General features: G+C 72.8%; 10 protein-coding genes and 1 riboswitch. Of the genes, 8 read left to right on the top strand and 2 right to left on the bottom strand.

Translation table 11 applies throughout. From position 1 onward, the window contains the following. The first annotated feature begins 163 nt into the window (after positions 1–163). From ACLJWH_RS00840 to cobF, 7 genes are all read left to right on the top strand, one after another. Positions 164–1,594, top strand: coding sequence for a short-chain fatty acyl-CoA regulator family protein (locus ACLJWH_RS00840; protein WP_411139554.1), 1,431 nt, complete (start codon positions 164–166; stop codon positions 1,592–1,594). 151 nt (positions 1,595–1,745) lie between these two features. Then, positions 1,746–1,944: riboswitch (cobalamin riboswitch) on the top strand. 265 nt (positions 1,945–2,209) lie between these two features. Further along, positions 2,210–3,733 (top strand): CoA-acylating methylmalonate-semialdehyde dehydrogenase, encoded by a 1,524-nt coding sequence (locus tag ACLJWH_RS00835; RefSeq protein WP_411139553.1) that lies wholly within the window; start codon positions 2,210–2,212, stop codon positions 3,731–3,733. 5 nt (positions 3,734–3,738) lie between these two features. Next, positions 3,739–4,887, top strand: coding sequence for an acyl-CoA dehydrogenase family protein (locus tag ACLJWH_RS00830; protein WP_411139552.1), 1,149 nt, complete (start codon positions 3,739–3,741; stop codon positions 4,885–4,887). Beyond that, complete coding sequence (locus ACLJWH_RS00825; protein ID WP_411139551.1) at positions 4,884–5,969, top strand: enoyl-CoA hydratase/isomerase family protein; 1,086 nt, start codon at positions 4,884–4,886, stop codon at positions 5,967–5,969. Before ACLJWH_RS00830 ends, ACLJWH_RS00825 begins: the two co-directional genes overlap by 4 nt. Beyond that, positions 5,966–6,886: a 3-hydroxyisobutyrate dehydrogenase gene (gene mmsB, locus ACLJWH_RS00820; RefSeq protein ID WP_411139550.1), complete on the top strand. Its 921-nt coding sequence runs from the start codon at positions 5,966–5,968 to the stop codon at positions 6,884–6,886. Before ACLJWH_RS00825 ends, mmsB begins: the two co-directional genes overlap by 4 nt. Continuing rightward, positions 6,883–7,668, top strand: coding sequence for an enoyl-CoA hydratase (locus ACLJWH_RS00815; RefSeq protein WP_411139549.1), 786 nt, complete (start codon positions 6,883–6,885; stop codon positions 7,666–7,668). Before mmsB ends, ACLJWH_RS00815 begins: the two co-directional genes overlap by 4 nt. Positions 7,669–7,851: 183 nt before the next feature. Then, positions 7,852–8,628: a precorrin-6A synthase (deacetylating) gene (gene cobF / locus ACLJWH_RS00810; protein ID WP_411139548.1), complete on the top strand. Its 777-nt coding sequence runs from the start codon at positions 7,852–7,854 to the stop codon at positions 8,626–8,628. A gap of 62 nt (positions 8,629–8,690) precedes the next feature. Here cobF and ACLJWH_RS00805 read toward each other — a convergent pair whose 3' ends face one another. Next, positions 8,691–10,181, bottom strand: a complete 1,491-nt coding sequence (locus tag ACLJWH_RS00805) for a carboxylesterase/lipase family protein (RefSeq protein WP_411139547.1) — start codon at positions 10,179–10,181, stop codon at positions 8,691–8,693. Between the two features lie 21 nt (positions 10,182–10,202). Next, positions 10,203–11,117 (bottom strand): MBL fold metallo-hydrolase, encoded by a 915-nt coding sequence (locus ACLJWH_RS00800; RefSeq protein ID WP_411139546.1) that lies wholly within the window; start codon positions 11,115–11,117, stop codon positions 10,203–10,205. A gap of 209 nt (positions 11,118–11,326) precedes the next feature. Between ACLJWH_RS00800 and ACLJWH_RS00795 the strand changes: the two genes are divergently transcribed. Then, positions 11,327–14,113, top strand: coding sequence for a helix-turn-helix transcriptional regulator (locus ACLJWH_RS00795; protein WP_411139545.1), 2,787 nt, complete (start codon positions 11,327–11,329; stop codon positions 14,111–14,113). Positions 14,114–14,468: the final 355 nt, after the last annotated feature.

Here is a 14,468-nt window from a genome sequence, read left to right as displayed (position 1 = left end):
GTGGTTCGGTGTACCGGATTCAGTCTTCCCCTCGCGCCACCGCGGCGCGACAGCTCCACAGTGCGGAATCCTGCCGTCCATGAGCTGCGAATCTGCGAATCCTGCAAAAGGTGCGGATGCTGCCTTCGCAGCACGGAGCGCAGGAGAGGACCTGGTCACCGCGATGGGACGGCCCGCAGGACGGAAGATCTACGCCCACGCCAAACTGCGCAGACTGCGCCGTGAGCGGGGCATGAACCAGGTGGAGCTGGCCCGCGCCCTGGGGCTGTCCACCAGCTATCTGAACCAGATGGAGCACAGTCAGCGCCCCCTCACCGCTCCGGTGCTGCTGCGGATCGCCGAGGTGTTCGGCGTCGATCCGGAGTTCTTCTCCGAGGCCGACGAGGAGCGGCTCGCCACCGCGCTGCGGGCGGCCCTGGGGGACGAGGCGTGCGGCGCCCCGGTGCCGCAGGAGGAGGCCGCCGATGTCGCGCGCGACCATCCCGAGGTCGCCCGCGCACTCGTCGCGCTGCATCAGCGCTACCGGGACGCCGCCGAACGGGTCGTCGCGCTCGCCGCTCCGGAGGACACCGCGGCCCTGCTGCCCATCGAGCCCCACGACGAGGTACGGGATTTCTTCTACGCCCACCACAACCACTTCGGTGATCTGGACGCCGCGGCCGAGCGGACCGCCGCGAGCCTGGGTCTCGGTCCGGCGGGGCGGGCGGCCGACGCGCTCGTGGACCTGCTCGCCGTCCGGTATCGCGTCAAGGTGGTCCAGGCCGATCCCGAACGGTCGGCCGACGCCCGGCACTTCGACGCCGGCAGCGGGCTGCTCCTGCTGTCACCGTGGCTCAGCGAGGGGCAGCGCGCCTTCCAGCTCGCCACCCAGCTCGCCCTCCTGGAACATGCCGCGCTGCTGGACGCCCTGGTGGCGGGCAGCGCACTCGGCTCGTCCCGGTCGGCGGGGCTGGCCCGGATCGGGCTGGCCAACTACTTCGCCGGCGCCCTGCTCATGCCGTACACCGCCTTCCACCGGGCCGCCGAGGAACTGCGTTACGACATCGAACTGCTCCAGGCCCGTTTCGGTGTCGGCTTCGAGACCGTGTGCCACCGGCTCTCCACCCTCCAGCGCACCGGCCACCGCGGCGTGCCCTTCTCCTTCCTGCGCGCCGACCGGGCCGGCAACATCTCCAAGCGGCAGTCCGCCACCGACTTCCACTTCTCCCGGCTCGGCGGCACCTGTCCGCTCTGGACGGTGTACGAGGCGTTCTCGGCCCCCGGCCGCATCCTCACGCAGGTCGCCGAAATGCCCGACGGCAAGCGGTACTTCTGGGTGGCCCGCACCGTCACCCGGGGCGGCTTCGGACACCGGGCGCCGCGCGCCGAGTTCGCCGTCGCGCTGGGCTGCGAACTCCGGCACGCCCAGCGCCTGGTGTACGCGGCGGGCATCGCCCTGGACGATCCGGGCTCCGCGACGCCGATCGGGCTGGGCTGCCGCATCTGTGAACGCCGGGACTGCGCCCAGCGGGCCCGGCCCCCGGCCGGCGGACGGCTGGCCGTCGACCCGGACCGGCGTACGCATGTGCCCTATCCGGTGATCGCGGACAGCTGAGCCGCTCGGGCGGCGACCGGGCCTGGCGGGGAACGGGGTGCGTGCGCCGGACGCGGGCCGCCGGCTCGGTCAGGTCTCCGCCCCCGAACCCCATACCGCGAGGTCAGTTGGCGGTGCACCATCAGGGGCGGCAGGCCGGGGGTGGACTTACTAGGACGTCCAACTATATGGTCGGGGCGAAGGCCCGCGGTGCAGGGAAGCCGGTGTGATTCCGGCGCGGTCCCGCCACTGTGACCGGGGAATACGCTCTTCGAGCTGGACAGGCCACTGACGGAGAAGTCCGTCGGGAAGGCCGGGGAGCGTGTGCTGATCCGGGAGTCAGGATACCTGCCGCGGGATGTTCCGTGTTGTCCACGAGGATGGAGCAGACACGCATGGCACCGGTGTGTATCCACGATTCTGGTGATCCGGCCCGGCGAGCACCGACAGCTCCCGCCTGAGGGCCGCCGAGCCCCGGGACTCCCCTGCTGAGCGGCCACCCTGCCGTACGCACCTGACCCGGTCGGCTCGCCGCCCTCCATGCCGTTCTCCCGCACCGCAGGTCCGCGCGCTCAGCCGCGCGCGTTCCGTGCCGTGTGGCCGTCCTCGGACCTCACCTGACGAGAGCAGGTACCCATGGCCCGTGAACATGTCCGCGCAGTCGCACGTGAGTTGACCCATTTCATCGGCGGAAAGCACACCCCGGGGACGTCGGGGGCGTTCGGCGATGTGTACGACCCCAATACCGGCGAAGTGCAGGCCCGTGTCCCGCTCGCCGACCGGGCGGAGACCGAGGCGGCGATCGCCGACGCCGCCGAGGCACAGCGCGGGTGGGGCGAGTGGAATCCCCAGCGCCGCGCGCGTGTGCTGCTCCGTTTCCTCCAGCTCGTCGAGGCCGAGCGGGACTCCCTGGCGCGACTGCTCTCCGCCGAGCACGGCAAGACGGTGGCGGACGCCCACGGTGACCTGCAACGCGGCCTGGAGGTCGTCGAGTTCGCCGCGGGCATTCCGCACCTGCTGAAGGGAGATTTCACCGACAACGCGGGGACCGGCATCGACGTGCACTCCCTGCGCAGCCCGATCGGTGTCGTCGCCGGCATCACCCCGTTCAACTTCCCGGCCATGATCCCGCTGTGGAAGGCCGCACCGGCGATCGCCTGCGGCAACTCCTTCCTCCTCAAGCCGTCCGAGCGCGACCCGTCCGTGCCGCTCCGCCTCGCCGAGCTGTTCCTGGAGGCGGGGCTGCCACCGGGCGTCCTGAACGTCGTGAACGGTGGCAAGGAGGCGGTCGACACCCTCCTCGAAGACCCGCGGGTCGGCGCGCTCGGCTTCGTGGGCTCCACGCCGATCGCCGCGCACATCTACGCCACCGCCGCCGCGCACGGCAAGCGCGCCCAGTGTTTCGGCGGCGCCAAGAACCACATGATCGTGATGCCGGACGCCGACCTCGACCAGGCGGTGGACGCGCTGATCGGCGCGGGCTACGGCTCGGCCGGCGAGCGGTGCATGGCCATCTCCGTCGCCGTGCCGGTCGGCGAGCGCACCGCCGACGCCCTGGTGGCGCGCCTCAAGGAGAGGATCGGCGCGCTGCGCATCGGCCGCAGTGACGACCCCGAGGCGGACTTCGGGCCCCTGGTGAGCCGCGACGCCCTGGAGCGGGTCCGTTCGTATGTGGATCTCGGGGTCGAGGAGGGTGCCGAACTCGTCGTCGACGGGCGGGACTTCCGCCTCGCCGGGCACGAGAGCGGATTCTTCGCCGGCGCGTCCCTCTTCGACCGGGTCACCCCGGCCATGCGGATCTACCAGGAGGAGATCTTCGGCCCTGTCGTGTCGGTCGTACGCGCGGCGGATTACGAGGAGGCGCTGCGGCTGCCCAGCGAGCATCCGTACGGCAACGGCGTGGCCATCTTCACCCGGGACGGCGACACCGCGCGCGACTTCACCCGCCGGGTGAACACGGGCATGGTCGGTGTGAACGTGCCGATCCCGGTGCCCGTCGCGTACCACACCTTCGGCGGCTGGAAGCGGTCCGGCTTCGGTGACCTCAACCAGCACGGCCCCGACGCCATCCGCTTCTACACCCGTACCAAGACCGTCACCTCGCGCTGGCCCTCGGGCACCAAGGAAGGCGCGAGCTTCACCCTCCCCACCATGGGGTGAGCGCGATGACCACCACGATGCTCACCGAGGACCAGCTCGCCCTCGTCGAGACCACCCTGGACTTCGCGCAGGACCACCTGGCGCCGCACGCCGTGACCTGGGACCAGGACAAGCACTTCCCCCTCGACGTGCTGCGCAAGGCCGCGGGGCTCGGGCTCGGCGGCGTGTACGTGCGCGAGGAATCCGGCGGCAGCGGGCTGACCCGCGCCGACGGCGTCCTCGTCTTCGAGACCCTGGCCTCCGGCTGTCCGTCGATCGCCGGCTATCTGTCCATCCACAACATGGTCGCCTGGATGATCGACCACTACGGCGACGACGCCCAGCGCGAGCGGTGGCTGCCCCGGCTGTGTGCCATGGAGGACCTCGGCAGCTACTGCCTCACCGAGCCCGGCACCGGCTCCGACGCCGCCGCGCTGCGCACCCGCGCGGTCCGGGAGGACGATCACTACGTCCTCACCGGCGTGAAACAGTTCATCTCCGGCGCGGGCGCCTCCCAGGTCTACATCGTCATGGCCCGCACCGGCGAGGACGGCCCCCGCGGCGTCTCGGCGTTCCTCGTCGACCGCGACGATCCGGGCCTCTCCTTCGGCCCGAACGAGAAGAAGATGGGCTGGAACGCGCAGCCCACGCGCCAGGTCGTCCTCGATGCGGTCCGCGTACCGGCCGATCGGCTGCTCGGCCACGAGGGCGACGGATTCCGCATCGCCATGAGCGGGCTGAACGGCGGCCGCCTCGGTATCGCGGCCTGCTCACTCGGCGGCGCCCGCACCGCCCTCAACCAGAGCCTGGCGTACCTCGCCGACCGCGAGGCGTTCGGCAAACCGCTCCTCGACGCGCAGGCCCTCCAGTTCCGGCTGGCCGATATGGCCACCGAGCTGGCCGCCGCCCGCGCCCTGGTGCAGCAGGCGGCCCAGGCCCTGGACCGCGGCGATCCGCAGGCGCCGCAGCTGTGCGCCATGGCCAAACAGTTCGCGACCGACACCGGCTACACGGTCGCCGACCGCGCCCTGCAACTGCACGGCGGATACGGCTACCTGAGCGAGTACGGCATCGAGAAGATCGTCCGGGACCTGCGGGTCCACCAGATCCTGGAAGGGACCAACGAGATCATGCGCCTCATCGTGGCCCGCGGCCTCACGGAGGGACTCCGGTGAGCGCCACCGGTGCCACCGACGGTTCCGTCCTTCTCCGCACCGAAGGCCGCGCCGCCCACCTCGTCCTCAATCGCCCCAGGGCACTCAACGCGCTCACCCATGACATGGTGCGGCGCATCGACGCGGCGCTCACGGCCTGGGAGCACGACCCCGCCGTCGAGACCGTGGTGCTGACGGGGGCCGGGGAACGCGGACTCTGCGCGGGCGGCGACATCCGCTCGATCCACGAGGACGTCACCAGCGGGGGCGGTGCCGCCTCCGCCGCGTTCTGGGCGGACGAGTACCGGCTCAACGCGCGCATCGCCCGTTACCCGAAGCCGTATGTCGCCGTGCTGGACGGCATCGTCATGGGCGGCGGCGTCGGCGTCTCGGCGCACGGCGACGTACGGATCGTCACCGAACGCTCCCGCCTGGCCATGCCCGAGACGGGCATCGGCTTCGTCCCCGATGTCGGCGGCACCTATCTCCTGGGCCTCTCCCCCGGCGAACTCGGTACGCACCTGGCGCTGACCGGCGCACAGATCGGCGCCGGTGACGCCCTGCTGTGCGGACTCGCGGACCACTTCGTCCCGTCCCAGGCCCTCCCCCGCTTCCTCGACGACCTCGCGGACGCACCGGTACGGGAGGTGCTCGGCCGGTACGCCGAGGAGGCACCCGCGGGCGAACTGGCGGGCCGGCGGCCCTGGATCGACGCCTGCTACGGCGCCGGCGACGTCGAGGACATCGTCGAGCGTCTGCTGGCGCACGGCGACCCGGCGGCCAAGGAAGCGGCCGAATCCCTGCTGGCCAAATCCCCCACCGCCGTCAAGGTCGCGCTCACCGCGATCCGCCGGGCCCGCGGGCTCGGACCGCTGGAGCGGGTCCTGGCGCAGGAGTTCCGTATCTCCTGCGCCGCCCTGTCCGCCCCGGACCTCGTCGAGGGCATCCGCGCCCAGGTGATCGACAAGGATCGCGCCCCGCGGTGGTCCCCGCGGACTCTCGCCGAGGTGAGCGGGGCAGACGTCGAACGCTACTTCGCGCCATCCATCCACGGCGAACTCCGGCTCGCCGTCTCCGACTCCGCAGAGGAGATGCCCTGGTGAGCGGCGACATCCGCACCATCGGTTTCATCGGTCTGGGTCATATGGGCGGCCCGATGGCCGCGAACCTCGTCAAGGCCGGCCACCGCGTCCTGGGCCACGACATCGTGCCCGAACTGCTCGCCACCGCCGTCGGCACCGGGGTGGAGGCGCCCGGATCGGCCACCGCCACGGCCGCGGCCGCCGATGTGGTGATCACCATGCTGCCCGCGGGGCGCCAGGTGCTCGGCCTGTACGCCGACGAGGGACTGCTCGCCGCGGCCCGGCCGGGCACCCTGTTCATCGACTGCTCGACCATCGACGTCGCCGACGCACGCGCCGCCCACGCCTCCGCCGTCGCCGCCGGGATGCGGGCACTGGACGCACCCGTCTCCGGCGGGGTCGTCGGGGCCGAGGCGGCCACGCTCACCTTCATGACCGGTGGCGGTGCGGCCGAGTTCGCCGAGGCCGAACCGCTGCTGGCCGCGATGGGCAAGAAGGCCGTGCACTGCGGCGGCGAGGGCGCCGGGCAGGCCGCCAAGATCTGCAACAACATGATCCTGGGGATCTCGATGATCGCGGTCAGCGAGGCGTTCGTGCTCGGCGAGAGCCTGGGCCTGTCCCACCAGGCCCTCTTCGACGTGGCCTCCACCGCGTCGGGTCAGTGCTGGGCCCTGACGTCCAACTGCCCGGTGCCCGGACCGGTCCCGGGCAGTCCCGCCAACCGCGACTACCGGCCCGGGTTCGCGGCGCCCCTGATGGCCAAGGATCTCGGTCTCGCCACCCGCGCCGCCCGCGCCGGGGGTGTGCACACCGAACTGGGGCTGCGGGCCGCCGAGTTGTACGCCGACTTCGCCGCGAACTCCGGCGCCACCGAGGACTTCTCCGGAATCGTCCGCGCGATCAGGGACGCCTCGGAAAGGGGCGGGGACCAGGCATGACCACGCAACCCGGGTACGAGACCATCCTCGTCGAACGCAAGGGCCGCACCGCCCTGCTCACCCTCAACCGTCCCGAAGCCCTCAACGCGCTCAACCTCCAGGTCATGAACGAGGTCGTGGCGGCCACCGAGGCGCTCGACCGCGATCCGGACGTCGGCTGCATCGTGCTGACCGGCTCGCCGAAGGCGTTCGCCGCCGGGGCCGACATCAAGGAGATGCGGCCGCAGGAGTACATGGACATGTACCTCAGCGACTGGTTCGCCGCCTGGGACCGGCTCGGCTCGCTGCGGACGCCCACCCTCGCCGCCGTCTCCGGATACGCGCTCGGCGGCGGCTGCGAACTCGCGATGCTCTGCGACATCCTGCTCGCCGCCGACACCGCGGTCTTCGGCCAGCCGGAGATCAGACTCGGGGTGATCCCCGGCATCGGCGGTTCCCAGCGACTGACCAGGGCCGTCGGCAAGGCCAAGGCCATGGAGCTGTGCCTGACCGGCCGCACCATGGACGCCACCGAGGCGGAGCGGGCCGGGCTGGTCTCGCGTGTCGTTCCCGCGGAGGAACTGCTCGGCGAGGCACTCGCGGTCGCCGAGACCGTCGCGGGCATGTCCCTGCCGGTGGCGATGATGGCGAAGGAAGCGGTGGCCCGCGCCTTCGAGACCACCCTGGCGGAGGGCGTGCGCTTCGAACGCCGGCTCTTCCACGCGGTGTTCGCGACCGCCGACCAGAAGGAGGGGATGAACGCCTTCGTCGACAAGCGCCCGCCCGGCTTCGTCCACCGCTGACGACGACAACCGGCGTGCGCGGCCGGCCCGTTGCCCATGACGTCGGCGTCACGGGCAACGGGCCGGCATCCGGCCATCCCCGAACGGTCGGCGCACCCACTCTCCTGAGCGGTACGCCACACCCCCCGAGTGGTACGCCACTCCCGCACACCCCGGACCACCACCGAGAACGGCCGTCACCTCATGAGCTCCGCACCACGGCGCATCCTCGTCATCGGCATGGGCGCCGGCGATCCGGACCATCTGACCCTCGCAGCGGTGAAAGCGATGCGCCGCGCCGATGTCTTCTTCGTCCTGGGCAAAGGACCGGAGAAATCCGCCCTGACCGACCTGCGCCGGGACATCCTCGATACGCACGTCCCGGGGTCCTACCGGCTCGTGAGCGCCGAGGATCCGTGGCGCGACCGTACCCGGGACGACGACCCGGGCTACACCTCGGCGGTGCACGACTGGCGGCGCCGGCGCGCCGACATCTGCGAGCGCCTCATCCGCGACGAACTGGCGCCCGGCGAGTGCGGAGCCTTCCTGGTGTGGGGCGACCCCGCCCTCTACGACAGCACGCTCGGCATCCTCGACGACATCGGCGCGCGCGGCGCCGTGCTCATCGACTACGAGGTGATCCCCGGCATCAGCAGCGTCTCCACCCTCGCCGCGCGCCACCGCATCACCCTCAACCAGGTCGGCCGCCCCGTACACCTCACCCCCGGCAGGCGGCTGGCCGAGGGCCTGCCCCACGACGACGGCGATGTCATCGTCATGCTCGACGCCCACCAGAGCTTCACCCGACTCGCCGGTGAAGAGCTGTGGATCTACTGGGGCGCCTACCTCGGCACCCCCGACGAGATCCTGGTGTCCGGCCGCCTGTCCGAGGTCGCCGACCGCATCGTGGCCCTGCGCGCCGAGGCTCGGGCCCGGCACGGCTGGATCATGGACACCTATCTGCTGCGGATCTGCCCGTAATCCGGCGCGGCGTCAGCCGGCCGGCCGTGGTGCCGCGCGCGCGGCGGGACGGGGGCGACGGGTCAGCTCCAGGCCCGTCGTTCCCGGCCGCGAGGGTCGTCGACCTGGGTCCACTCGGTGTCGATACGCATCGTGGCCCGGCGCTCGGTGTCGTACGGGTCCCAGCCGGGGTCGCCGGTCCTGGCGAACCGGACCCAGGCCGCGTGCATCCGGGCGGCGAGATCCGCGGGGGGCTCGTCGGGGCCGAGCAGGCCGTGGGGCCCGCGCAACCGGGGAAGGTGCGCGAGGTCGAAGACGAAGGGGAGCTCCATCGTGTGGGTGGCGCCGAGCGCCCCGTCCAGGGCGCGGGAGCGCCAGGCGAACTCGTAGCCGAAAGTGGCGGACCCGGGGTGGGCGGCATGGGCGCCCGCCAGGGCCCAGCTGCCCGCACCGAACAGCGCGTCGCCCAGGACGGCGGACCGCAGTGCGCCGGCGGACGCCCCGGGGCGTGCCGTCCGGTACGCCGCGACGAGCCGCGCCGGGTCCGGATGCGAGCGCGCCGCCACCGCGTCGACGTCCCCGGCGGTCGAGGTGGCGTACCGGCCCACGGGGACCAGGTAGAGGTTTCCCTCCTCGGTGTTGGTCCCGATGAGCAGGTCGACGCCGGCGCCGAGGCCGGCGGCGACGGAGGCGGCGGGCTGGGTGTCGAGGACCGGGCCGAAGGGGCTGAGCCCGGCCAGCGGGTCGCGGTGCGTCGCGGTCCTCAGGTCGATGCCCGCGAGCCCGGAGGCGGCCTCGACCAGGCGCTCGTCGGAGATTTCCGCGAAGGCGCCGGCCTGCGGCGCGATGCCGAGGGACCGGGCCGCTGCCCTGGTGACGCGGGCGGCCTGCTCGGCCGTGAACGCCCCCAGGCCGCTGCCGCTCTGGACGATCGCCCGGCGGACGAGACCCGCTGCCTCGGGGGTGGCGAGGACTGCGCCGACGAGGGTCGCCCCGGCCGACTGGCCGAAGAGGGTGACCTGGTGCGGATCACCGCCGAAGGCGGCGATGTTCTCCCGCACCCAGCGCAGCGCGGCGACGACATCGAGCAGGCCGCGGTTGGCGGGCGCGCCGGGGAGGTCGAGGAACCCCGCGATGCCCAGCCGGTAGTTCAGGGTGACGAGGACGACGCCGTCGCGGGCGAAGCCGGAGCCGTCGTACAGCGCGGACCGCGTCGATCCGGCGACGAATCCGCCGCCGTGGACGAAGACCATGACGGGCAGGCCGCGGCCCATGGCTTCGGGCGTCCGGATGCTGACGGTGAGGTAGTCCGCCCCGCGGCTCCAGCCGGTGCCGAAGTAGGGGGACAGGTCCACGCTGCCGAGCGTGCGCGCGGACTGCGGTGCGGTGGGCCCCGGCACGGTGGCGTCCCGTACGCCGTCCCAGGGTTCGGGCGGCCGCGGTGGCGCGAACCGGCCGGCGCCGAGGGGCGGGGCGGCGTAGGGGATGTTGAGGAAGGCGGCGGTGCCGCCCTGACGCAGGCCGCGGACCGCCCCCTGCGCCGTGGTCACGATGGGGTCGGGGTGGTGGTTCACAGTGGTACCTTTCCGCGGGCCTCAGCCCTGTTCGGTGTACGGGGCGAAGGGTGCCCAGCCCTTGACTGCGAACCTGCTTCCGTCGCGTGCCACTTCCGCGGCGCCGTGGCCGCCCAGGTGCGCGGGGATCAGGAGGGCGTTGTTGTCGGCAGCCCAGCCCAGTACCTTGCGGCGGGTGGCGCGAGCGCCCGCCGGGTCCTCGCAGAAGCAGCTGTTGGTGTCCGGTTCGAGGATCTGCACCGGGCTGTGCAGCAGGTCGCCGACGAACACCGCGCGATCCGGCCCGGATTCGAGGGTCAGCACGCAGGAGCCGGGGGTGTGCCCGGGAGCCGCGTCCAGGCGCAGGCCGGCGTCGATCCGGTGGCTGTGCTCCCACAGCAGCGTCTGACCGGCCTCGTGCACCGGGGCCACGCTGTCCTCGAAGACGTTCTGGTTGCCGCGGCCGAGCAGCGGCGTGTGGCCGTTCGCGGGATTCCAGAAATCGAAGTCGTCCCTCGGCAGGAGATAGGTGGCACGGGGAAAGGTGGGAACCCAGCTCCGCCCGTCCAGATACGTGTTCCAGCCCACGTGATCGACGTGCAGATGCGTGTTGATGACAATGTCCACGTCCTCCGGTGCGACACCCGCCCGCGCGAGACCGGCCAGGAAATCGGTGTCGAGATGGCTCCAGACCGGTGAGTACGGGCGCTCCTTGTGATTGCCGACGCCGGTGTCGACGAGGATCGTCTTGCCCTCGCTGCGCAGCAGCCAGGTCTGGATCGCGGAATTCACGATATGGGTTCCGGCATCCAGGAAGTGCGGGGCCAGCCAGGGTTCGTTGTCGTCCCACACCTCCTTCGGGCTGCCGGGGAAGAACGTATCGGGCGTCATCTCCACGGGTCCGAAGTACTCCCGGATACGGGTGATGGTGATATCGCCGAGCACAATCGTGTCCATAGCCTGTCCTGGGGAATTCGGGGAATTCGGGGAATTCAGGGGCGTTCGGGAAATCTCCTGGAACCGTACGGGCGGCCCGGATCCGCGCGGTATCCGTCAGATGACCGCACCTGCGCGCGGGCACCCCGGTCATCCGCCCCGCCGCCTACAGTCGGGGTGGGACATGGCACGGCGGCTCCGCTCGGAGAGCCACGATTTCTGGAGACTCCGTGGACGAGCACGCAGCGGACCCCGGTGCGATCACGCGACCGGATCCGGACACCCCGGAGCTGATCGTCGGCCGGGACGCGGAGCTGGCACGCCTCTTTCGTGCGGTGGACACGGCATCGGACGACCCGGTCGTGGTGCTCGTCGGTGACGTGGGCACGGGGAAGAGCGCGCTGCTGGACTCCGCGGTGCGCCGGGCCGGCGCGCGAGGCACTCGCGTCCTGCGCGCCGACGGGAGCGAGTCGGAGTCGAACCTCGCGTTCTCCGCGCTGCATCAGTTGCTGCGGCCGGTGCGGACCGAGGTGGACGCTCTGCCGGGGAGGCAGCGCGCGGCGCTGCACGACGCCTTCGGCACGGGGCCGGCCGTGGTGGCACCCGACCTCATGGTCATCGGGGTCGCCGTCCTGAGCCTGCTGTCAGCCTTGGGCGATGCGGGCCCCGTGCTCGTGGTGCTGGACGACGCGCAGTGGTTCGACCGGGCCTCGCTGGACGCGCTGTCCTTCGTGGCCCGGCGGCTGGGGGGTGAACCCGTCACGATGCTGATCGGGGCCCGCGCCGGCGAGCACCTCCCGGGGTTCGGCCGGCACCTGCCGACGCTCACCCTCGGACCGCTCGACGACGCGGCGTCCCGCGGCCTGCTGGACCGCCTACCGGCCGGCCCCACCGGCCGGACCAGGGCCCGGATCCTCGACCAGGCCGGCGGCAACCCGCTGGCGCTGACCGAACTGGCGAGGGCGGCCGCCGCACCCGGCGCGGCCGCGGAGGTGCTGTCCGCGGGGCCGCTCCCGCTCACCGAGCACTTGGAGCGGATCTTCGCCGCCCGTCTGGACACCCTCCCCACCGCCACCCGGCGGGCCCTGCTGCTCCTGGCCGCCATGGACACCGTCGACTCCGCGATCGCCGTCCCGGCCGGGCTGCCGCACGCCGAGGACGGCGCATGGCTGCCCGCCGAGCGGGCCGGTCTGGTCCGGCGGACCGGTCGGGACGTCCGGTTCCGCCATCCGCTGGTCCGGTCCGCCCTGTATCACGCCGCGCCCTTCGAGGCGCGGCGCGAGGCCCATCTCGCGCTCGCCGAGACGCTGCGGGACGCACCGGACCGGCGTGCCTGGCACCTCGCCGCCGCCACCCCGCGCCCGGACGCGGCCGTATCGGCGGAGCTGGCGCGGACCGCCGACCGGGCCCGTCGGCGCGGCGGCCACGCGGCAGCCGCCAAGGCCCTGCAACGCGCCGCGGAACTCGCACCGCGGCGCGCGGACAGCGCCCGGCTGCTGGTCGAAGCCGCCGGAGCGGCCGTGTTCACCGGTGACCTCGCCTGGGTCGAGGAACTGGCCGCCGCGGCACGCGCGCGGACCGACGACGCGTCGCTGCTGGCCTCCGTCACCGTGCAGGTCGGACGGCTGGCGGCGCTGACCGTGCGCCACACCGTGGTCTTCTCCCGGCTGATCCACGCCGCCGAGCAGTCGGCGGTCTCCCGGCCCGGCACCGCGCTGGATCTCCTGGCCGGCGCCGCCGTGGTCCGCTTCTACTCCGGCGAGGACGCCCAGCGCCACCGCGTCCAGGACGTCCTGCGACGCCTGCCCCGGCACGCGTCCCACACCTGGCTGCGCACCTGGGTGCGGGCCGTGTCGGATCCCCTCACCGACCGGGCCGAACTCGTCTCGCTGCTCCCGCGGTTCGCCGCCGAGGCGGAACGCCGGCCCGACCGGCTCACCGCTCTCGGAGTCATGGCGTGGCTCCTGGACGAGACCCCGCAGGCCGTCCGCGCCTACGACGCGGCCTTCGACCGCGAGCTGCCGGGACCGCTACCGGAGGGCCTGGCCGGCGCGGCCGCCTGGGCGTATGTGGAACACGGACGATGGGAACAGGCCCGTACGGCGTGCGCCCGCACCACCGCGGTCGGCTCGGCGGCCGGCCTCGACCATGCCGTGGCGTGTGCCGCCGCGGTGGATGCCACCGTACTGGCCTTCCAGGGTGACGCGGCGGCAGCCCGTGTCCGAGCCGAGGACGCGCTCGCCCTGATCGACCCCCTGGAGAGCCGCTCCGTATCCGTCTACGCCCGTCGTGCGCTCGGTGCCGCGGCAGCCGTGGAAGGCGCGTACGAGAGGGCCTACGACCAACTCCGCATGGTTTTCACGGCAGATGGTGCGCCCGTGCACTATCACGCCTCCTATCCGGCGCTCGCGGAGCTGGCCGCCGCGGCGGTGCGCGGCGGCCGGCGCGCGGAGGCCGCCGCGCTCGTCGAGCGCTCCGCACGCGCCCTGGCGGAGAACGCCTCGCCCCGCCTGTGCGCGCTGCTCAGCCGGGCCCGTGGCCTGCTGGCGGACCCCGAGGAGGCCGAACCGCACTTCCGGGCGGCGCTGGCGGACCCGGCGCTGGCGCACTGGCCGTTCGAACACGCCCAGACCCTGCTGGATTTCGCCGAGTGGCTGCGGCGCCGCCGGCGCATCGCGGAGGCACGACCGCCGCTCACCCACGCCCTGGAGATCTTCCGGCGCCTGGGCGCGCGCCCGTGGATCGAGCGCGCCCGCGCCGAAGCGCGCGCCGCCGGTCTCGACGTCGCGGACTCGCCCCCCGACGCGCTCACCGCGCTCTCCCCGCAACAACGGCAGATCATCCGGCTCGCCGCCCGCGGGCTGACCAACCGCGAGATCGGCGAGCAGCTCTTCCTCTCCCCGCGCACGGTCGGCTCGCACCTCTACCGCAGCTTCCCCAAGCTGGGCATCACCGCCCGCTCCCAGCTGCGCGACCTCATCGAGGGCCCGCTCGCGACCTCCTGCCACCAGGAATGAGGACGCGTCCGGCAAGGGAGGCGGTCGCACGGCGCATACCGCACGGCTTCCGAATGATCGCGGGCCTGGGCGCCTGTCGTCGTCCGGTGCCCGGTTCCCGCGCCGGCAGGCCCCGGAGAAGGGCGTCGGGGAACAGCGCGCAGCGAGGGGCGCCGTGGCCGGGGCCGAGGGGGTTCTCCTGGACGGCGGGCCGGCTGACGACGGGGCGGGGCGCCCCGGGCGCTGTCGGGGTCTCACGGGATCAGCCTTGGCCACGTATAACGAAACCCCTGCCGGCGGCGTGGACTGCCACAGACGGGACGGGGACTGCCCCACCTATTCATGAACAGCGGTCATTCATCGCATTAGGCTCGCG

It is taken from the genome of Streptomyces sp. x-80 (assembly GCF_046549095.1).
Classification (GTDB): Bacteria; Actinomycetota; Actinomycetes; order Streptomycetales; family Streptomycetaceae; genus Streptomyces; species Streptomyces celluloflavus.
This window is presented reverse-complemented; position numbering and strand designations above follow the sequence as displayed.

Coding starts and splice junctions, on each gene's coding strand:
- ACLJWH_RS00840 (WP_411139554.1), top strand. CDS start 164: ATGGGACGGCCCGCAGGACGGAAGATCTACGCCCACGCCAAACTGCGC.
- ACLJWH_RS00835 (WP_411139553.1), top strand. CDS start 2,210: ATGGCCCGTGAACATGTCCGCGCAGTCGCACGTGAGTTGACCCATTTC.
- ACLJWH_RS00830 (WP_411139552.1), top strand. CDS start 3,739: ATGACCACCACGATGCTCACCGAGGACCAGCTCGCCCTCGTCGAGACC.
- ACLJWH_RS00815 (WP_411139549.1), top strand. CDS start 6,883: ATGACCACGCAACCCGGGTACGAGACCATCCTCGTCGAACGCAAGGGC.
- cobF (WP_411139548.1), top strand. CDS start 7,852: ATGAGCTCCGCACCACGGCGCATCCTCGTCATCGGCATGGGCGCCGGC.
- ACLJWH_RS00800 (WP_411139546.1), bottom strand. CDS start 11,117: ATGGACACGATTGTGCTCGGCGATATCACCATCACCCGTATCCGGGAG.